Origin of the sequence: Terasakiella brassicae (assembly GCF_014641495.1) — a bacterium.
Classification (GTDB): Bacteria; Pseudomonadota; Alphaproteobacteria; order Rhodospirillales; family Terasakiellaceae; genus Terasakiella; species Terasakiella brassicae.
This window is the reverse complement of record NZ_BMHV01000001.1, coordinates 154,718-174,524: the sequence shown is the minus strand read 5'-3', so window position 1 is coordinate 174,524 and position 19,807 is coordinate 154,718. Positions and strand designations below refer to the sequence as shown.

The window sequence follows — 19,807 nt, the reverse complement described above, 5'->3', positions numbered from 1 at the left end:
TACTTCAACGCAAGATATGCGTTCTCGTTGCGCCGTTACCTCAAATATAAAAAGGCAAACCGGCAATAATAAACTGGCGAGAGTGACGGGACTCGAACCCGCGGCCTTCGGCGTGACAGGCCGACGCTCTAACCAACTGAGCTACACCCCCGCATACGCAGTGATTTGGGGTTTTAGATGAAGCCATAACCACTGTCAAGTAAATGGAAAACGTAGGTTTTTGGTGTGACCAATTGTCCTTTCCTGCAAAAAATGCGTGATGTTGGGAAAAGCGTTGATACCGTTACTATAAAAGAAAACCCTAATATTTAAATTTGTTTTATATGAAGGTTTTAGGAAAATTATTTTTTAAATATCGTTGGGAAATGACACCGAAATGATGGGATTAAGCATTTGTCGAATAAAATGCGAGTCCTTAGGAATGGTTCGCAAGAGCCGCTTAAGCTGTTTTTAAGGCACAAAAAAACCGCCGGATTGGCGGTTTGTATCCTGAGTGGTGGGCGACGAGAGATTCGAACTCCCGACCCCCTCGGTGTAAACGAGGTGCTCTAACCAGCTGAGCTAGTCGCCCTCTCAGGTATATATTTTCATCTTGCGATGATGGTGGGCGACGAGAGATTCGAACTCCCGACCCCCTCGGTGTAAACGAGGTGCTCTAACCAGCTGAGCTAGTCGCCCCAAGAAGTTGACGTGTTTATAATCGAATTTTTTAGCGATGCAACAGTTATTTTTATAAAAAATGACATGTTTTTTAAAAAGTAAAACCGGCTGCCAACAGACAACCGGTTTTACAGGATTCCAGAACTAAAAATTCTTAGTTCACAGCGTCTTTCAAGCCTTTACCAGCCTTGAATTTCGGCTGCTTAGAAGCCGGAATCTGGATTTTTTCACCTGTACGCGGGTTGCGACCTTCAGATGCTGCGCGTTGTGCAACAGAGAAAGTGCCGAAACCTACGAGGCGAACTTCATCGCCAGATTTTAGTGCATCAGTGATAGCGCCGAAAACGCCGTCAACTGCTTTTGATGCATCAGCCTTTGACAGACCGGTGCCAGAAGCAACTGCAGCCACAAGATCGTTCTTGTTCACCTGGGCCCCCTATAAAAGTTGGTTATTATTTAAAAAGCGAAGACTCTTAGATGTTTCCATCCAATTGTCGAAGACGGGCAAAGTTTACTGACGCATATTCCTACAGTCAATCGGAGATGCGCAGAAAATCGCAGTTTTTTCACTTTTTTGCGTTGTTGCAATGCAGGATGTTGCCTAGGGGGCACAACCAGGAGGCTAATCCATCATGCTGGGGTTGAATTTCCCGTCCAAACGCAAAGAAGCCGCCCTTTTCAGGCGGCTTCTCTTTAAGAATCATAGTTAGAATTTCAGTGAGTTACAACGCCATTGGCATCTTCATCCTGTTTTGCCGCTGCAATTTCGGCTTGATTCTCTTTTTCTTCATCCCATTCGATGGGCACCAAGGGTGCGACAAGGGCTTTTTCAAGAACTTCATCGACCCATTGGACCGGCACGATCTCAAGGCCCCGTTTTACATTATCCGGGATTTCCTTAAGGTCTTTTTCATTATCTTTAGGAATGAGGACCAATTTAATACCAGCCCGGTGTGCCGCCAAAAGTTTTTCTTTTAATCCGCCAATGGGAAGAACGCGACCCCGCAAAGTCACCTCGCCCGTCATGGCGACATCTTTGCGAACGGCAATCCCGGTTAAGGCGGAGACCACAGATGTGACCATGCCGACACCTGCACTGGGACCATCCTTCGGGGTGGCACCTTCCGGCACGTGCACGTGGATGTCTTTTTTGCGAAAAACCGTTGGCTCAATCCCGAAAGTCAGGCAGCGCGACTGAACATATGTTGTCGCGGCCTGAATAGATTCTTTCATCACATCGCCAAGCTTCCCGGTAAAGAGGGCCGCCCCTTTACCCGGTGTCACAACGGCTTCGATCGATAAAATCTCACCACCGACTTCGGTCCATGCAAGTCCGGTAACCACACCGACAAGGTCTTGTTCTTCGACTTCGCCATAGCGGAATTTTTTGATACCGGCGTATTTTTCAAGATTGCGGGTTGTTAATGCAACTTTATCCGCTTTCTTTAATAGAATATCACGGGTTGCTTTGCGGCAAAGCATAGCGATTTCGCGTTCTAAATTCCGTACACCGGCTTCGCGGGTATAATAACGGATTAAATCACGGATTGCTGATTCGGAAATAGACCATTCCTCATCTTTTAAACCTGCGGCCTTCATTTGTTTTGTAATCAGGTGACGTTTGGCAATTTCGACCTTTTCGTCTTCTGTATAACCAGATAAACGCAAAATCTCCATACGATCCAAAAGCGGTTGCGGCATGTTCAATGAGTTTGCTGTTGTCACGAACATGACATCAGACAAATCATAGTCCACTTCCATATAGTGATCCTGAAACTTGCTGTTTTGTTCCGGGTCCAGAACCTCCAACAGGGCGGATGCCGGGTCGCCCCGGAAGTCGTTGCCCATTTTTTCAATCTCATCAAGCAGGAAAAGCGGGTTGGATGCTTTGGCTTTTTTCATCCCTTGAACGATTTTACCCGGCATGGACCCGATATAAGTCCGGCGGTGTCCCCGAATTTCAGACTCGTCACGCACACCGCCAAGGGCCATGCGTACGTATTTTCGCCCGGTTGCGCGCGCGATGGATTTGCCAAGGGAGGTTTTACCGACACCGGGAGGACCGACCAAACACATGATCGGACCTTTCATTTTCTTGGTACGTTGTTGGACAGCCAAATATTCCAGAATGCGTTCTTTGACTTTTTCAAGGCCATAGTGATCTTCATCCAAAATCTTTTCGGCAAGTTCGAGATCATTTTTGATTTTTGAACGTTTTTTCCACGGAATAGACAGCATCCAGTCCAGATAATTACGCACAACGGTTGCTTCTGCCGACATAGGACTCATGGATTTGAGTTTCTTTAACTCGCCCATTGCCTTGTCGCGGGCTTCTTTCGTTAATTTGGTTTTCTTGATTTTTTCTTCAAATTCAGAACTTTCATCCTTGCCTTCATCGCCTTCGCCCAATTCATTCTGAATGGCTTTTAATTGCTCATTCAAATAGTATTCGCGTTGGGATTTTTCCATTTGGCGTTTGACACGGTTACGGATTTTCTTCTCGACTTGCAGAACGCCGATTTCGGTTTCCATGAAGGAAAAGACCCGTTCCAAACGATCGACAACCGCTGGCATCTCAAGGAGTTCTTGTTTTTCAGAAATTTTCAATGCCAGATGAGAGGCAACCGTGTCCGCCAGTTTGCCGGAACCTTCGATCTGGTTGATGGAAACCATAACTTCCGGCGGCACTTTTTTGTTCAGATTGACGTATTGCTCAAATTGAGTAACGACAGAACGACCCAAGGCTTCAACCTCTTCCGGGATGCCTTCGTCTTCTTCGACTTCGCTCACGCGGGCCTGAAAGAAATCGTCTGTCTGTGTATATTCGTCAATACGTGCGCGTCTGCCACCTTCAACCAGAACCTTGACGGTACCATCGGGTAATTTGAGAAGTTGCAGAACGGTGGAAACTGTACCCACCTCGTAAATGTCATCCGCGCGCGGATCGTCGTCCGTTGCGTTTTTCTGAGCGACGAGGAGGATTTGCTTATCTTCCTTCATAACATCTTCCAAGGCGCGTACTGATTTTTCGCGCCCTACAAATAGCGGCACGATCATGTGCGGGAAGACAACAATGTCACGAAGTGGCAGGACGGGATAAGTGCCGTCAGATGTATTTTCGAACATATGACCCTTTTTCAAAACTGTCTGTTCAGTTTGCGATCCCGTACGATCGGCAATCGCTTGTTACATTCATATTAGACCATAAAGAATTTAGCTCCCAAGAAGAAAACTTCAAGGGAGCTAAAAAATTGATTTTTTTTACTGTGACAGGGCTATTTTAAGCACTTGTCTCAGCTTCTTCTTTTTTATCAGCGTAAATCAACAGCGGTGGAGCATCACCTTCAACCGCTTCGCTATTGACCACGACTTCTTCTACATTTTCCTGACTGGGCAATTCGAACATGGTATCAAGGAGAATCCCTTCCATGATCGAGCGCAAACCACGGGCCCCTGTTTTACGGAGAATCGCTTTTTGAGCAATTGCTTCCAAGGCCCCTTCGGTAAAGGATAGATCGGCCTCTTCCATTTCGAACAGGCGTTGATATTGTTTAACAAGCGCATTTTTGGGTTCTGTCAAAATACGAACCAGCGTTTCGTTATCCAAATCTTCAAGCGTTGCCAGAACGGGCAGTCGACCGACAAATTCAGGGATCAGCCCAAATTTCAACAGATCTTCAGGTTCCATTTCATGCAGGATTTTACCTGTGCTGCGTTCATCTTCGCTGCGCACATCCGCCCCAAAACCGATGGAGGTATCGCGCCCACGTTGTGAAATAATCTTGTCAATCCCGGCAAAAGCACCGCCGCAGATAAACAGAATATTTGTGGTATCCACTTGCAGAAATTCCTGTTGTGGATGTTTACGCCCGCCTTGTGGTGGGACGGAGGCAACCGTGCCTTCCATAATTTTCAGCAAAGCCTGCTGGACACCCTCACCCGATACATCGCGCGTAATGGATGGATTGTCGCTTTTTCGGGAAATTTTATCGACTTCATCGATATAAACAATGCCGCGTTGGGCGCGTTCCACATTGTAGTCAGCAGCTTGCAGGAGTTTGAGAATGATATTTTCCACATCTTCCCCCACATAACCGGCTTCGGTCAATGTGGTTGCATCCGCCATTGTAAAGGGAACATCCAGTATGCGTGCGAGCGTCTGCGCCAATAAAGTCTTACCGCAACCTGTTGGGCCAACCAGCAGGATATTGGATTTCGCCAATTCCACCTCACCGGTTTTACCAATATGGTTTAGTCGCTTGTAATGGTTATGGACCGCAACGGAAAGCACACGCTTTGCATGGGCCTGACCGATTACATAATCTTCAAGAACATCAAAAATTTCTTGCGGGGAAGGAACGCCTTCTTCCGATTTGGACAATCCGGTTTTATTTTCTTCACGGATAATATCCATGCAGAGTTCAACGCATTCGTCACAAATGAAGACGGTAGGCCCGGCGATCAGCTTGCGGACTTCATGTTGGCTTTTGCCACAGAAGGAGCAGTATAACGTGTTTTTTGAGTCGTCACCGGAAGACTTAGTCATGTTTTCTCCGTATTCTTGGCGATTGGTCGCCACCTTGGTTTTTTCTCTTTCCCTAGCTTAGCCCGACTTTAGTTCGGACTACAATGCCTAAAATGACCTTTTTGTTAATTTCAGCCGATCTGTTTACCTTTGTGCGTGAACAGGCCTTTTGTTGAAATTACAAAAAAGCAAAACGCCCGCTAATCAAGCGGGCGTGGTGCAATTGACGGGAAAATATCGAATTAATCTTCAGAATCGCTTTCGCCTTTCGGGCGTGATGAGACCACCTGATCAATTAGACCAAAAGATTTTGCTTCTTCGGGCTGCATGAAACGGTCACGTTCCAGTGCTTTTTCGATTTCTTCGAGTTTTTGCCCGGTGTGATGAACGTAAATTTCGTTCAGGCGCCGTTTAAGGGCCAGAATCTCACGCGCTTGAATCTCAATATCGGTTGCCTGGCCTTGTGCACCGCCGGAAGGCTGGTGAACCATAATGCGGGAGTTTGGCAAGGCGTAACGCTTACCAGCAGCACCAGCGGCCAATAAAAGCGAACCCATAGAGCAAGCTTGTCCCAAGCAAACGGTGGAAACGTCCGGGCGGATATATTGCATGGTGTCATAGATGGACAGTCCACTTGTCACAACGCCACCGGGGGAGTTGATGTACATGGCAATGTCTTTGTCCGGGTTTTCCGATTCCAGGAACAACAGCTGTGCGCAGATCAGACTCGCCATATGGTCTTCTACCTGCCCTGTTATGAAGATGATACGTTCTTTTAACAGACGGGAATAGATGTCGTAGGCGCGTTCCCCGCGATTTGTCGTTTCGACGACCATGGGGACCAGATTGCTCATGACGCTAAGAGGATCGTGCATTATAAATTCGTTCCTTGAATTGCATTAAAAAAACCCACCTTGCATTTTGCAAGGTGGGTTTAAATTACGAAGCCTTTTCAATTCCCGCAAGGGGGAACATCAGAAAAGTGCCAAAAAGCTTATTCTTGGTCTTCTTCAGCTTCTTTTTTCTTAGCCGCAGCCTTTTTCTTGGCCGGTGCTTTCTTTTTTGGTTCTGCTTTTTCTTCTTCTTCCGCGTTCAAGGAGTTCAGAAGGTCTTCAGCCGTGACTTCTTTGTCCTTCACATCAGCCAATTCAAGAATGAAGTCGACGACTTTTTCTTCAAAGAGCGGTGCGCGCAGAGATTCGATGGCTTGCGGGTTGTTTTTGAAATATTCGAAAACAGCCTGTTCTTGACCCGGATAACGACGTGCTTCGTTGAGGATGGCGCCATTCAGATCTTCCGGGGACAGTTCCAGTTTGTTGACACGGCCAACTTCGGCCAAGACCAAACCAAGACGAACGCGGCGTTCTGCAATTTTCGCGTAATCGGCCTTCAGTTCGTCATCAGACTTATCTTTGTCTTCTGCGTCAATTTGATCCGGGTTGTTTTTACGTGTTTCTTCGAATTGCGACCAGATTTGGTTGGTTTCGCCTTCAACCAGTGAAGCCGGCAGTTCAAACGAATGTGCTTCGTCGAGCGCATCAAGCAAATGTTTTTTAACGTGCTGGCGTGTCATTTGTTCGAATTCTTTGGAACGTTCTTCACGAATCGCTTCTTTCAAAGCATCCAAAGATTCCATACCGATTTTCTTGGCCAGATCGTCATTGATCTCAGCCGGAACAACGGTACGGATTTCGTTGATTTTACATTTGAAGACAGCGTCTTTACCTGCAAGGTTTTCAGCGCCGTATTCTTCCGGGAACTTCACTTCCACGTCTTTTTCGTCATCGACTTTTAAACCAATCAGTTGGTCTTCGAAGCCGGGGATGAATGTGTTGGAACCAATTTCGAGGCTGTAGTTTTCGCCTTTGCCGCCGTCAAATTCAACACCATCGATGCTGCCGACAAAATCGATAACTGCGATATTGCCATTGGCAATTTTCTTGGCTTTGGACTTCGCCGGTTCAGAATCTTTGTTGGCATCTGCAATACGTTGCAGTGTTTCGTCGATTTCTTCGTCTTTGACAGGAACGACCAGACGCTCAAGCTTGACTTTTTTGAAGTCCATGAGATCGAACTCAGGGAACAGTTCAACAGCCATAGTGAATTCCAGATCGGCACCTTCTTCAAATTTGGTGATTTCGATCTTGGGCTGTGCCGCCGGACGAAGTTCATTTTCTTCCAGTGTTTTGGCAGAAGCTTCGTTAACCGCGCCTTCCAGTACTTCGCCCATTACGGACTGGCCGTATTTCTGGCGCAAGATTTTGGAAGGAACTTTACCGGGGCGGAAACCCGGAATTTTAACAGTTTTGGAAATCTCACCGAGGCGAGTTGTTACTTTAGTTTCAATGTCGGAAGCAGCAACAACAACGGTGTATTCTCGATTGAGGCCTTCGGCCTTGGTTTCAGTAACCTGCATATGGGAAATCTCTATAAGGATTGGGTTTACGAATTCGTTTGTTTCTGAACTCGGTGCGGCAGCCTGTCTCTGAGCTTGATATCTTTGGTGCGGGTGGAGGGACTTGAACCCCCACGGCTTGCGCCACCAGAACCTAAATCTGGCGTGTCTACCAATTTCACCACACCCGCATTGTCCAAAAATCGCACTCAATAGCGCCAAGCGCTCGAATCCAATTGCGGGCACACTCTATACATTCCGCTTGGCAAGTCAACAATAAGAATACTTATTTTTGCAATGTTTTCAAAACTTCGGGCAAAAGTGTGCTTATATCCTCGGAAATCAGGCCTACACCGCCTGTTTCAGCACATTTTCCGTGCAGCCATGTCCCTAAACAGGCGCCATCGTATGAATTGAGCCCCTGACAGATCAGTCCAAGACAAATACCGGCCAAAGAATCACCGCTTCCTGCGGTGGCCAGCCACGGTGTACCTGTCGTATTGATGGTGCAACGACCATCCGGGGCGGCAATGACCGTATCTGGACCTTTTAATAAAACCGTTGCTTTGGACTGATGTGCGGCTTGGCGGGCGCGTTCCAGTTTGGATCCCGTAATATCTGGGAATAGCCGTTTAAATTCACCTTCATGCGGGGTAAGCAAGGTTTCCCCTGCCCTGTTTTGCCAATTATGCCCCGCGAGCATGGTCAGGGCATCGGCATCCAAAATAAGATTTTTATCGGTGTTAAGAAGATCCTTAACCAAGGCCTTTCGCCCTTCCCCGATACCGAGGCCGGGACCAATCAAAACGGTGTTTTTGCGTGGATCGGCGAGAATCTCGTTTAAGTTATCATTGGAAACTAAATTTCCGGGTTCACATGTGCGATAGACCATGTAGGCAGTGCCGCGCGCGGCAATGGTAATCAAACCAGCCCCAACCCGTCGCGCACAAAGGGCAGCCAACCGGGTTGCCCCGGTCATTTGCTGCCCACCGACAATGACACCATGTCCGCGATCAAATTTATGCCCTTCAGTTTTGGGCCAAGGGAATAAATGAGCAGGTGCGTTTTTCGTGTTTTCTGGGGCAATTTGTTCAATGATAGGATCCTGGATTCCAATATCTGCAACGATCACATCACCACACAGTGTTCGTCCGGGCAAAAGGTAATGCCCGGTTTTGGCCCGGCAAAATGTGACGGTGATGTCTGCCTGTATTGCCATCCCTAAAATTTGTCCGCTATCGCCATCAACACCGCTGGGCATATCGACAGCAATGATCGGAACGTTTTGTTGTTGGGCAGCCTTTAATGTCAGGGCAACAATGCCATCCACATCACGCACCAAGCCTGCGCCAAAAACGGCATCAACAATCAGGTCCGCGTCTTTGATCCCGTCCGGAGAGAAAGGTTGTGTTTCAAACGGCCAACGGTCCGCATTGGTTTTTGCATCCCCTTTCAGGTTGTCACGTTCCCCCAAAAGTAAAATACGCACATACCACCCTTTGTTATGCAAAAGGCGGGCAACGACAAAACCATCGCCCCCGTTATTTCCCGGTCCACACAGGATAACCGTTTTGCGTGGGGACCAGCGGGTTGTAATCTCACGTGCAATCGCGCTTCCGGCAGCTTCCATAAGCCGTATCCCGGAGATACCGCTTTCTATAGTGCGTTGGTCTGCCTCATACATTTGTGCGACACTGAGAAGATGGTTTTTTGTGTTTTTTGCCATCGCTTCCTTGCCTTTAAGGGTCACTGCTTTTAAATACGGTTCCAGTAATACAAGAAAAAGAGAGTGTTGTCGTGCGGGTATTGGTCCTTGGCGCAGGTGTAGTCGGTACAACGACGGCTTTTTATTTACAAAAAGCCGGGCATGAGGTCGTGGTACTGGACCGCCAAGAAACATCCGCAATGGAAACAAGTTTTGCAAACGGCGGGCAAATTGCGGCCGCGCACGCGGACCCTTGGGCGAGTCCGACAACCCCGTGGAAAGCCTTAAAATGGCTCGGTAAAAAAGACGCACCGCTTTTATTTCATTATTTACACCTCGACCCGGCCCTATGGTCATGGTGTTTTCAGTTTTTAAAAAATTGCACGTCACGTAAAACTGAAATCAATACCGAACGCACGTTGCGCATCGCGTTACATAGCCGTAAATGTTTAAAAGAGCTGCGCCGCGAACTGAATTTATCTTACGATCAACGCGAAGAAGGTATCCTTCATTTCTATCGGGATTCGAAAGAGTTTGACCAAGCCGTTCACGCTGCATGTATCATGCGCAAATATGGATTGGATCGTCGCGTTTTGTCCCCATCCCAATGTCTTGAATGTGAACCGGCTTTAAGCCATGTTGGCGAGCAACTGGTCGGTGGCATTTATTCGCAGGATGATGAAAGCGGTGATGCCCATAAATTTAGCCAAGCCATTGAACGTAGCGCGAAGGTCAACGGTGTTGATTTCCGGTTTAATCACGACATTCACCGCTTGATCGTTGAAAACGGTAAAATCCAAGGCGTTTCCACCAATCATGGAACTATAAAAGCGGATGCCTATGTGGTTTGCATGGGCAGTTTTAGCCGGTTTTTGGTGAAAGAACACGGGATAAATTTACCGATCTATCCCGCCAAGGGGTATTCCATCACCCTACCCTTGTTAAAGCCGCAAAATGCACCAACGGTCAGTTTAACGGACGATGAATTTAAATTGGTTATCAGCCGTTTTGGTAATCGCTTGCGGGTGGCAGGCACCGCAGAACTGGGGGGATATAGTACGGCGTTAAATGATGTTCGCACGGATTTCATCCTGAAAAAAACGATGGAACTGTTTCCGGGATGTGCTAATCCTGAGGATGCAGAACTTTGGGCAGGTTTGCGCCCAAAAACGCCGGATAGCGTACCGATCATCGGTAAAACATCTATCGATTCCTTATATTTAAACACTGGACATGGAACGTTGGGCTGGACAATGTCTTGCGGGTCGGCACAAGTCATCACAGACATAATTGGCGAGAAAACACCGGAAATCAGTCTGTCGGGCCTGTCTTACGATCGTTTTTGATTGGTGCGATGCAGCAATTCCTTGCTATTGCGACATACTCAAGCAACAATTGAGTGTTGAAGACGCACATTTTATGCAGGAGGCTTGCAATGTCTGCCAAAATCATCACCATCGCCCAACAAAAAGGCGGTGCCGGTAAAACAACCGTTGTGGCGCAACTTTCTGCTGTTTATGCGGCACAAAGGAAAAACGTGGCTTTGGTTGATATTGATCCGCAGGCAAGTCTGACCTCGTGGTTTGCGGAACGCAAAAGAACGTTGGGTGAAAAAAACCGCATTGTTTTGTCAAGTGTGGGCGGTTGGCGTTTAAAAAACGAACTGGACAGATTAAAACAGGATTTCGACGTTATTTTGGTTGATGCACCACCGCACGCACAAACCGAGGCCAATATCGCCATTCGTTATGCAGATTTATTGGTGATCCCGGTGCAACCCAGCCCGATGGATGTCTGGGCGACCGATCCAACGTTTAAACAAGCCAAAAAAGAGAAAACAGAAGCCATCGTTCTTTTAAACCGCATTCCACCGCGTGGAAAACTGCTGGAAAAGATTAAAACCATGCTGGAAGAAGATGAACGTCCGATGTTGAGCGCGACATTGGGGAACCGGGTTGCCTTTGCCTCCAGTATGATTGATGGCCTTGGGGTTGTTGAATCGGATAAAAGCAGTGCCGCAACGCGCGAAGTTAAAGCATTGGCAAAAGAAATCTGGGGACGATAAATGGCAAAGAGCCGCGCGGATTACGCACAATTCAGCCAAGATGATGTGAAAGTTGTAAAGAAAGAAACCCCGTTTAAAGGGTATTTCCAAATTGATGTCTATACGATACAGCATCGTATTCACGAAGGCGGTTGGACAAAACCGATTATACGCGAAGTTTTTGAACGTGGGCATGCCTCTGCCATGCTGCCTTACGACCCGGTTAAAGATATCGTTATTTTAATTGAACAATTCCGTCCCGGGGCCTATGCCGCCGGAAATAACCCGTGGCTTTTGGAAGTCCCGGCGGGGATTATCGAAGACGGGCAAACCCCCAAAGATGTTGCCATCCGCGAAACCACAGAAGAAACCGGTTGCGAAGCCAAACGGGTCGAATTTATTGCAGATTATATTGTGACACCGGGGGGATCATCTGAAACCATCCATCTATATTGTGTGGAAGTTGATAGCGATGAAGCCCTTGATCATGCGGGGCTGGAAGAAGAAGGCGAACATATTCGTGTTTTAAAAATGTCGAGTGCAGAAGCTTTTGAATTATTAAACAATGGTCATATGCATAATTCGACGGGGATAATCGCCTTACAATGGCTGAAATTACACCATAATAATATACGTGAAAAATGGTGTAAAAATAAATAAACAACAATAATATTAGATTAAATATTGAAAAATTCTAAGCGAGTGACTATTTTCCCTTCAACACACAATCATGTTTGAAGAGATGACATATGGACATTCGAAACGGTTTTGTTGGAACCATCGGTAACACGCCCCTTATCCGCCTGAAAAACGCATCGGAAGAAACCGGCTGTGAAATCTTGGCAAAGGCGGAATTTTTAAACCCCGGTGGGTCAATTAAAGATCGCGCAGCCTTGGCAATTATCAAAGATGCAGAAGCCAAAGGTCTGTTGCGCCCCGGCGGCGTTATTGTCGAAGGCACAGCGGGAAATACGGGAATTGGCATTGCCTTGGTTGGACGGGCCTTGGGTTATCGTAGTGTGATTGTCATGCCTGAAACGCAAAGTCAGGAAAAAAAGGATATGTTACGCTTGTGTGGGGCGGACCTTCGTCTCGTCCCGGCCGTACCTTATAAAGATCCCAACAATTATGTGCATTATTCGCGTCGGTTGGCGGAAGAACTTGCAAAAACCGAAGAAAATGGGGCGATATGGGCCAACCAATTTGACAATGTGGCAAATCGCCAAGGCCATATGGAGACAACCGCACAAGAAATCTGGCAGCAAACAGACGGAAAAGTGGACGGTTTTGTCTGCGCTGTTGGGACTGGCGGGACGCTGGCCGGAATATCAATGGGTTTGAAAGCGCACAATCCAGAAATTCAAATCGCCATTGCCGACCCAATGGGGGCAGCCCTTTATCACTATTACAAACATGGTGAATTAAAAGCAGAAGGGTCTTCGATCACGGAAGGGATTGGACAAGGACGCATTACCGCCAACCTTGAAGGTGCTGTTATTGACCGTGCTTATCAAATCCATGATGAAGAAGCCGTCTTACTTGTTTTTGAGTTGTTGAAAAACGAAGGGATCTGTGTGGGCGGGTCTTCCGGTGTAAACGTTGCCGGCGCCATTCATCTGGCAAAAGAAATGGGACCGGGCCATACCATCGTTACGGTTTTGTGTGATAGCGGAACCCGATATCAAAGCAAACTGTTTAACCCCGAATTTTTGAGAGAACAAAATTTACCGACACCGGACTGGATGTAAGGTCCTTATATAAAAAAAGCCGTCCCTTTATACATGGACGGCTTTTTTGTTGGTGACGGGTAAAAAAGTTCAAATTTCGCTTGCCTAATGTTTATCAAAAGTGCCCAATAGGTACAGGAGAAAAAGAGATAAAAAGGGGGGGGCGAAATGACCTTTAAAAACCCACACGCACTTGTCGATACCCAATGGCTTGCAGATCACCTGGATGCACCGGATGTTCGTGTAATTGATGCGACCTATTTTTTACCTGTTGAAGGAAAAACGGCGCGTGATGCTTATATGGAAACCCGCATTCCCGGGGCACAGTTTTTTGATGTAGACGATATTGCGGATGAGAAAAGCCCCCTCCCCCATATGGTGCCATCAGCCGAGAAGTTTTCCTCACGGGTTCGCAAACTCGGCCTTGGCGATGGGGTGCGTATGGTTGTCTATGATTCCAGAAATAGCTGCTGTGCGGCGGCGCGTGTCTGGTGGACGTTCAGATATTTCGGATATGAAGATATCGCTGTTCTGGATGGCGGCCTTGGTAAATGGATTGCGGAAGGTCGTCGCGTCGAAGAAGGCCCGGTTGAACCCGTACAAGAACGTCATTTCACCCCACGCATCAATCATTTTATCATTCGTGATAAGCAAAAGATGTTGAACAATATTGAACGCAAACGCGAACAAGTCGTTGATGCGCGTTCTGCTGAACGCTATCGCGGTGAAGGGACAGAACCGTGGAATGTCCACAAAGTCGGGCGCATTCCCAATTCGCATAACGTTCCGTTTGACAGCCTGATTGACGTTGAAAACGGTGGGACGTTTAAAACGGCAAAAGAAATAAGCTCTATTTTTGAAAAAGCAGGCATTGACCCGCGCAAACCGATGGTTGCAAGTTGCGGGTCCGGTGTGACGGCGTCTGTGCTTGCGTTTGCTGCCTACCTGTTGGGTAATAAGGATGCGGCTGTTTATGATGGTTCATGGGCGGAATGGGGCTCCAGCGACGATACCCCTGTGGAATAGAAAAATTGGAATAGCTTTAAAAACCCTGCATGTGACATTGCGGGGTTTTGTTTTTCTGTGTAGTTTGTCCTGATCCGAATACAAACAAGGTCTATTCGCCATGAAAAAAGAAACCCGTATTCTCCATGCCGGGCGCAATCCCAAAGACAATTTTGGGATTGTCAATCCGCCAGTTTACCATGCATCCACGGTGACATTCCCAAGTGTGGACGCAATGCATAAGGCTGGTCAAAACCCGACGGAAGGCATTTATTACGGGCGCATGGCGACACCAACATCACAAGCCTTGGAAGAAGCGGTCGCCAGCCTTGAAGGGGCAGATCGTGCAATTGCCGTGCAATCGGGATTGGCCGCGATCACAGGGGCTATCTTACCTTTTGTGAAAACAGGTGATCATATTTTAGTGACGGACTCGGCCTATTTTCCGACTAAAAAATTCTGTGATACGGTGCTCAAGGGCTTTGGTGTTGAAACAACCTATTATGATCCGATGATCGGTTCGGGTATTTCCGCGCTGATTCAGGACAATACAAAAATCGTCTTTACCGAAGCGCCCGGTTCCTTAACTTTTGAGGTACAAGACATTCCGGCAATTGCCAAGGCAGCCCATGATCGTGATGTGCTTGTCATTATCGATAATACATGGGCGGCGGGCTATTTCTTCAATGCATTTGAAAATGGATGCGATATTTCCGTTCAGGCCGCAACGAAATATATTGGTGGTCATTCCGATGTTATGCTCGGGACAATCGCTTTACATGATGACCTTTATAAAAAGGTCAAAACATATGTTTACGGCATGGGCTATTGTGCAGCACCCGATGATTGCTATCTGGCGCAACGCGGTATCCGTACCCTGCCGGCGCGACTTGCCATTCATCAGGATAATGCAATTAAAATGGCAAACTGGTTGAAAGAGCGCCCCGAAGTAACCCGTATTCTGCATCCTGCTTTTGAAGATTGTCCCGGACATGAAATCTGGAAACGTGATTTCAGCGGGGCATGCGGGCTGTTTTCGATTGTGCTTGATGAAAAATATACCGATAGCGCTGTTGCCGCCATGTTGGACGGTATGGAACTTTTCCCAATGGGCTACAGTTGGGGCGGTTATGAAAGCTTGATCATTCCGTTTAACCCGCAAGGCGCACGTCAAGTTACCGCATGGCCGGACAAAGGCCCGTGTTTGCGCATACATGCCGGACAGGAAAATATTGAAGACCTGCTTGCCGATCTTGAAAAGGGCTTTGCACGGTTGAATAAGGCGTAAGTTATCCTTATAAGAACCTGAAGATTAATAACTTTCGAAAGTACCATGCGATGGGTGAAGTAACCAAATATAACGAGGATACCAAAGCGCAAGCCATTGGAAAAACGATCCTGAAATTGGCCGTTGTCTCCTTGATTGTCGGTCTGGTCATGTCCTGGTTTGATATCACACCGCAATCTATTTTGGAAAACTTTGGCGAAACGGTTACCAAAGCCTATGCGACCCTCACAGGCTGGTTGCGCTGGATGGTTCCTTATATTTTACTCGGCGCAACCATTGTTATTCCGATCTGGGCTATTTTGGCATTGTTGCGCTTGGGCGGGCGCAAAAAAAGCGACTGAGTTTTATTTTTTCAAGAACTTCCTGAATTCCTCACCGGACAGGGGTTTTGAACAGTGAAACCCCTGAATGAAGGAACAGTCGCGTTCTTTCAAAAAATTCTGTTGATGTGCATTTTCAACCCCTTCTGCGACGACCTTTAATTTCAGGCTTTCTGCCATTGAAAGAATGGCGGCAACCAAGGCACCTTCATCTTCTTGGGCGTTGACGTCGGAAATGAAGGATCGATCAATTTTAAGTGTCGAAATCGGAAAACGTTTCAGGTAACTCAAAGATGAATATCCGGTTCCAAAATCATCAATACTGAGCGCAACGCCCATCTCATTTAGTCTTTCCAGTTGGTTCTGTATATCATCGTCATCATCTTTGATAATCAGGCTTTCTGTAATTTCGAGACAGAGTTTTTCTGCCGGTAATCCGGTTTCTTTTAAAACCTGTGTGACAAGATCGGCCATATCAACGCGTTGAAACTGACGGGTGGAGCAATTCACCGATATTTTAGGTGAATTTTCACTGAGCTTCATCCAGCTTGCGGCTTCTTTACAGGATTCTCGTAAAACCCATTCCCCGATAGGGACGATCAAGCCGGCTTCTTCTGCCAATGGTATGAATTCTGACGGGGCGATTAAGCCTTTGGTGGGATGTTGCCAGCGAATGAGGGCCTCGCAATTGATGGTGCCGGGGTCGGATAAAGAGACAATCGGCTGGTAATTCACGATAAATTCGTTGCGTTCCAATGCCAGATGCAGGGCATTTTCCAGTTCCAAAAGGCGTTGTGCTTCCAGATCAATGGCTTCTGTGAAAAATTGAAAGTTATTACGCCCTTTGTCTTTTGCCCGGTACATCGCACTCTCTGCATTTTTCAGCAATGTGAGGGCATCTTGCCCGTCACTGGGATACAACGCAACGCCGATACTCGCAGAAATAAAGGCTTCCTGATTTTCCAGACGATAAGGCTTCGCAAGTTCCTGAAGTATTTTAACGAGGATTTCTTCTATACTGTAAAGATCGGTGATATCGGTGAGAACGATGCCAAATTCATCGCCACCAAGACGGGCGCAGGTGTCTGATTTTTTCGTTAGATCGCGTAAACGCCCACCAACCAGTTTTAATAATTCATCCGCGATGGGATGACCGAAGGTATCATTGACGATTTTAAAACGATCAAGATCAATAAGTAAGAACGCGACTTCGCTTGCATTGCCTTCTGCCCGGTAAACAGCGCGGGTTAAACGATCAATCAGAAGATTGCGGTTTGCCAGTTCAGTCAAAGGATCGTAATTGGCCTGATGTTTGATGCGTGCTTCCGCTTCTTTGCGCTTGGTAATATCTGTGAAAAGGGCCACGTAGCCTTCTTGTGCACCTTTGTGATCTTGCAACGTTGTAATCGTCAGATGTTCCGGGTAAACACTGGCATCTTTGCGCCGGTTCCAAATTTCGCCTTCCCACTCCCCATTAGCTTGCAGGCTTTCATACATTTCATCGTAAAAACTTTTATCGTGATAACCGGAATTTAAAATCCCCATCGGTTGCCCGGTGGCTTCTTCGCGGCTAAAGCCTGTGATGTCGCTAAAGGCTTTGTTGACGGTTTGGATAACGGCGCGGGTATCGGTAACGACAACGGCTTCAATGGCATTTTCAAATACGGATGAAGCGAGTCTCAGTTGCTTTTCATCATTATGACGTCGTCTTAAAAGGTAACAAAGATACGCAATAACCGTACTCATACTGAGAAAACCGCCTATGGAAATCAAATAAATCTGACGATTTTTTTCTGATATGACGGCCTCTTGTTGTGCAATAACAGATTGTAAATAATCAATATTTTTTACATCTTGAGCAAAGGCAAAATGATCAGAAAAAATAAGTAAAGAGATTATGAAAGGAACCGTAAATATAAAGACAGTGATAAGGTTGATCAATTTTTTCATTGGTATTGTTTAAAACCTTTAATTGTTTTTGAGCGCCATTTATGCACAGGACTTGGATGGTGTTTAGTCCTGATAAAGTATATCGTATTCATCTTGTTTTAATTTTTTCTGGGCATCTTGCAGCCGGTCAAACTTCCCCATCAGTTCGTTTGTCGGGCCTTCTGTTTTGAGCCGTTCCTGTAGATGAATGGCTTTTTCCGTCAAGTTTTCACGCCGTTGTGCCAGTTCTTCATGGGTCAATTTGGATTTCATGCTGTGCAGCTCAGCAATTTCGCTTGGTGCGGCTGGTTCCAGCGGGCGGGCTTTTTGCAAAAAATCTTTGGTAACAAGAATGGAGATAGAAGCGATATGTCCATTATTATGGCAACCAAGCACCACAACACAGTGACGCTCTCCATCCATTATGCCTAACATGCAAGGGTGCGCTGCAATACCTTTAACATCTATAATCGCATTGATCATATGCAATTGATGGCCTTGGCGATCAAGCTTACCCAAACTCTTGCGAGTCCGGTTTAAAATGGCTTCTCGACCCAGTATTGTCGGTTCGGCCTGCCTGACGAAACATACATCGCGTTCATCCAGCATTTCTTCAATAGTTTTAAGATCACGTCGGTTAAATGCATCTATATATTTTTTTGTGATCTCGATGGTTTTTAATCTGTTTTTCATCGATAATCGCCAATTTCTCGCGCCAAGGCAATATTGTCGATGACAATCTAGGAGAGTTCAAATAAAAAACGCTTTATGATCCAAATAAGATCATAAAAAAAACCTAAGATGGCATAATATACTCATCTTAGGTTTTCTTATCGCTGGCGCGCCCAGAAGGATTCGAACCCTCGACCGTCCGCTTAGAAGGCGGATGCTCTATCCAGCTGAGCTATGGGCGCTAAAGCCGTTCAGAGGTGTTGATTAGTAAACGATGCGGTTAAGGGCGAAGTTATCCGCATAATTTTTAATCTGCAATTTGCGTGTTTTGGGTTCTTTTACAACGTAAGAAAGCCCTTTTTTCTTGGCAAAGGCAATGGCTTGCTCTTTGTTTTCAAATTTCATTTGCAGCTGTTTGCGGGTATCGCCACCGCCTGTCCAGCCCATAAGGTCATCTGCGCGTTCCGCAGCGATGGGCATGAATTCCAAAATCCAGGTCTTTGTTTTTGCGCGACCGGATTGCATGGCATTCTTGGCGGGTTGGTAAATACGAACGTCCATAGTCAAACACCTTCCATATCTTTTAGCCAATTGTATCAGCAGTCTTGGGTGAATGCCCCAATCTCGTCACGGCGTCAAATAAAAATTGCTTTTGTTGCGCAAAAATATGGATTTAAGAGGGAGCGTTGGAAGAAAATATTCAAAATGCAGAATATGTAAAAAATAAGCTTTAAAAAAAGCTGGTCGGGGAGACAGGAATTGAACCTGCGACCCCATGCACCCAAAGCACGTGCGCTACCAGGCTGCGCTACTCCCCGACGGGGCGAAACCTATGAAGTTTCCGATCATTTTGCAAGATAAAAATTAAAAAAAAATCAGTTTGGTAAAATCACGAGATCGCCAACTTTAATTCCGTGGTTTTCCGCTGACCCTGCCGGAAGTTCCAAAACGGCTGAAACCTGCCCTCCTGAATGGATTTGGCGGGTGGAATTCGGCTGGGTTTTTTCCTCTATATATCGAATACGCCCCATTCTGTTTATGAAAAACATATCCAGCGATATGGGGGTGTTTTTCATCCACATGGTGACCAATGTCGGTTTTTGATAAATAAAGAGCATGCCCGTGTTTTGAGGAAGCGAGGTCCGATACATAAGTCCTTTTGCTTTTTCTGCCGGTGTAATCGCGTACTCCACCTTGAATTGAACTGTACCGGTTTGCGTTTTTATTTTCAGTGTCCCACTACCGGCGGCTTGCGTTGCCTGGGACAAGAAGATAAAACTAAGAACAATCAAAAGACAGCAAAGGAAAAGACCACATTTTTTCAAGGGGAATACTCCGAATCCATTGGAATTTCGATAATATTTAAACAAACATAAGCGGGGATTAGCAAGTTGAATAATAAGCTTGATCCTTCGTATTACGTAAAATCCGGTAGAAACTGCCTCAAAAAGCAAAGAAAATGGCCTTCTTGCATGATCAGGCATTCAACAGGGCGTTTTAGATATTGATATCCCTTAACGAATTGTTATCTTTTAGC

17 protein-coding genes and 6 tRNA genes are annotated in these 19,807 nt (G+C 46.5%); 7 read left to right on the top strand and 16 right to left on the bottom strand.

Features of this window, described 5'->3' with window-relative positions; all coding sequences use genetic code 11:
* Positions 1-74: 74 nt before the first annotated feature.
* From IEW74_RS00805 to IEW74_RS00760, 10 genes are all read right to left on the bottom strand, one after another.
* Positions 75-151: transfer RNA gene (locus tag IEW74_RS00805), tRNA-Asp, on the bottom strand.
* 343 nt (positions 152-494) lie between these two features.
* A tRNA-Val gene (locus IEW74_RS00800) sits at positions 495-571 on the bottom strand.
* 30 nt (positions 572-601) lie between these two features.
* Positions 602-678, bottom strand: a tRNA-Val gene (locus tag IEW74_RS00795).
* Positions 679-814: 136 nt separating this feature from the next.
* The gene (hbs, locus tag IEW74_RS00790; protein ID WP_069185710.1) at positions 815-1,087 is read right to left on the bottom strand and encodes a non-specific DNA-binding protein Hbs; all 273 of its coding nucleotides are present in this window, start codon (positions 1,085-1,087) and stop codon (positions 815-817) included.
* A gap of 287 nt (positions 1,088-1,374) precedes the next feature.
* Entirely contained in the window at positions 1,375-3,786 is a 2,412-nt protein-coding gene (gene lon / locus IEW74_RS00785; protein WP_188660038.1) for an endopeptidase La, read from the bottom strand.
* A 154-nt stretch (positions 3,787-3,940) separates the two neighbouring features.
* The gene (gene clpX / locus IEW74_RS00780; protein ID WP_188660035.1) at positions 3,941-5,206 is read right to left on the bottom strand and encodes an ATP-dependent Clp protease ATP-binding subunit ClpX; all 1,266 of its coding nucleotides are present in this window, start codon (positions 5,204-5,206) and stop codon (positions 3,941-3,943) included.
* A gap of 221 nt (positions 5,207-5,427) precedes the next feature.
* Entirely contained in the window at positions 5,428-6,060 is a 633-nt protein-coding gene (gene clpP / locus IEW74_RS00775; protein WP_188660032.1) for an ATP-dependent Clp endopeptidase proteolytic subunit ClpP, read from the bottom strand.
* Between the two features lie 119 nt (positions 6,061-6,179).
* A complete protein-coding gene (gene tig, locus IEW74_RS00770; protein WP_188660027.1) occupies positions 6,180-7,601 on the bottom strand; it encodes a trigger factor in 1,422 nt (473 codons plus the stop codon).
* 85 nt (positions 7,602-7,686) lie between these two features.
* Positions 7,687-7,771, bottom strand: a tRNA-Leu gene (locus tag IEW74_RS00765).
* Positions 7,772-7,866: 95 nt separating this feature from the next.
* A complete protein-coding gene (locus tag IEW74_RS00760) occupies positions 7,867-9,306 on the bottom strand; it encodes an NAD(P)H-hydrate dehydratase (protein ID WP_229734188.1) in 1,440 nt (479 codons plus the stop codon).
* A gap of 71 nt (positions 9,307-9,377) precedes the next feature.
* Between IEW74_RS00760 and IEW74_RS00755 the strand changes: the two genes are divergently transcribed.
* From IEW74_RS00755 to IEW74_RS00725, 7 genes are all read left to right on the top strand, one after another.
* On the top strand, positions 9,378-10,631 hold the full coding sequence (locus tag IEW74_RS00755) for a D-amino acid dehydrogenase (RefSeq protein WP_188660024.1): 1,254 nt from the start codon (positions 9,378-9,380) through the stop codon (positions 10,629-10,631).
* A gap of 89 nt (positions 10,632-10,720) precedes the next feature.
* Positions 10,721-11,350 carry a ParA family partition ATPase gene (gene parA, locus IEW74_RS00750; RefSeq protein ID WP_188660020.1) on the top strand — a complete coding sequence of 210 codons (630 nt, stop codon included), beginning with the start codon at positions 10,721-10,723 and terminating at the stop codon, positions 11,348-11,350.
* Positions 11,351-11,989, top strand: coding sequence for an NUDIX domain-containing protein (locus IEW74_RS00745; RefSeq protein ID WP_188660017.1), 639 nt, complete (start codon positions 11,351-11,353; stop codon positions 11,987-11,989).
* Positions 11,990-12,078: 89 nt separating this feature from the next.
* Complete coding sequence (locus IEW74_RS00740) at positions 12,079-13,077, top strand: cysteine synthase A (protein WP_188660014.1); 999 nt, start codon at positions 12,079-12,081, stop codon at positions 13,075-13,077.
* A 147-nt stretch (positions 13,078-13,224) separates the two neighbouring features.
* Positions 13,225-14,082: a 3-mercaptopyruvate sulfurtransferase gene (gene sseA / locus IEW74_RS00735; protein ID WP_188660011.1), complete on the top strand. Its 858-nt coding sequence runs from the start codon at positions 13,225-13,227 to the stop codon at positions 14,080-14,082.
* A gap of 100 nt (positions 14,083-14,182) precedes the next feature.
* Positions 14,183-15,349: a cystathionine beta-lyase gene (gene metC / locus IEW74_RS00730; protein ID WP_188660008.1), complete on the top strand. Its 1,167-nt coding sequence runs from the start codon at positions 14,183-14,185 to the stop codon at positions 15,347-15,349.
* A 50-nt stretch (positions 15,350-15,399) separates the two neighbouring features.
* Positions 15,400-15,690 (top strand): DUF6460 domain-containing protein, encoded by a 291-nt coding sequence (locus IEW74_RS00725; RefSeq protein WP_188660005.1) that lies wholly within the window; start codon positions 15,400-15,402, stop codon positions 15,688-15,690.
* Between the two features lie 3 nt (positions 15,691-15,693).
* Here IEW74_RS00725 and IEW74_RS00720 read toward each other — a convergent pair whose 3' ends face one another.
* The 6 genes from IEW74_RS00720 to IEW74_RS00695 all read right to left on the bottom strand — a co-directional run bounded on the left by IEW74_RS00720 (position 15,694) and on the right by IEW74_RS00695 (position 19,754).
* Positions 15,694-17,415 carry a putative bifunctional diguanylate cyclase/phosphodiesterase gene (locus tag IEW74_RS00720; protein ID WP_188660003.1) on the bottom strand — a complete coding sequence of 574 codons (1,722 nt, stop codon included), beginning with the start codon at positions 17,413-17,415 and terminating at the stop codon, positions 15,694-15,696.
* Positions 17,416-17,682: 267 nt separating this feature from the next.
* Positions 17,683-18,291, bottom strand: coding sequence for a Cif family virulence factor (locus IEW74_RS00715; protein ID WP_188659999.1), 609 nt, complete (start codon positions 18,289-18,291; stop codon positions 17,683-17,685).
* Positions 18,292-18,435: 144 nt separating this feature from the next.
* Positions 18,436-18,512, bottom strand: a tRNA-Arg gene (locus tag IEW74_RS00710).
* A gap of 22 nt (positions 18,513-18,534) precedes the next feature.
* Positions 18,535-18,831 (bottom strand): ETC complex I subunit, encoded by a 297-nt coding sequence (locus tag IEW74_RS00705; RefSeq protein WP_188659996.1) that lies wholly within the window; start codon positions 18,829-18,831, stop codon positions 18,535-18,537.
* A gap of 180 nt (positions 18,832-19,011) precedes the next feature.
* Positions 19,012-19,088: transfer RNA gene (locus tag IEW74_RS00700), tRNA-Pro, on the bottom strand.
* 57 nt (positions 19,089-19,145) lie between these two features.
* Positions 19,146-19,754: a DUF192 domain-containing protein gene (locus IEW74_RS00695; protein ID WP_188659993.1), complete on the bottom strand. Its 609-nt coding sequence runs from the start codon at positions 19,752-19,754 to the stop codon at positions 19,146-19,148.
* Between the last annotated feature and the right edge of the window lie 53 nt (positions 19,755-19,807).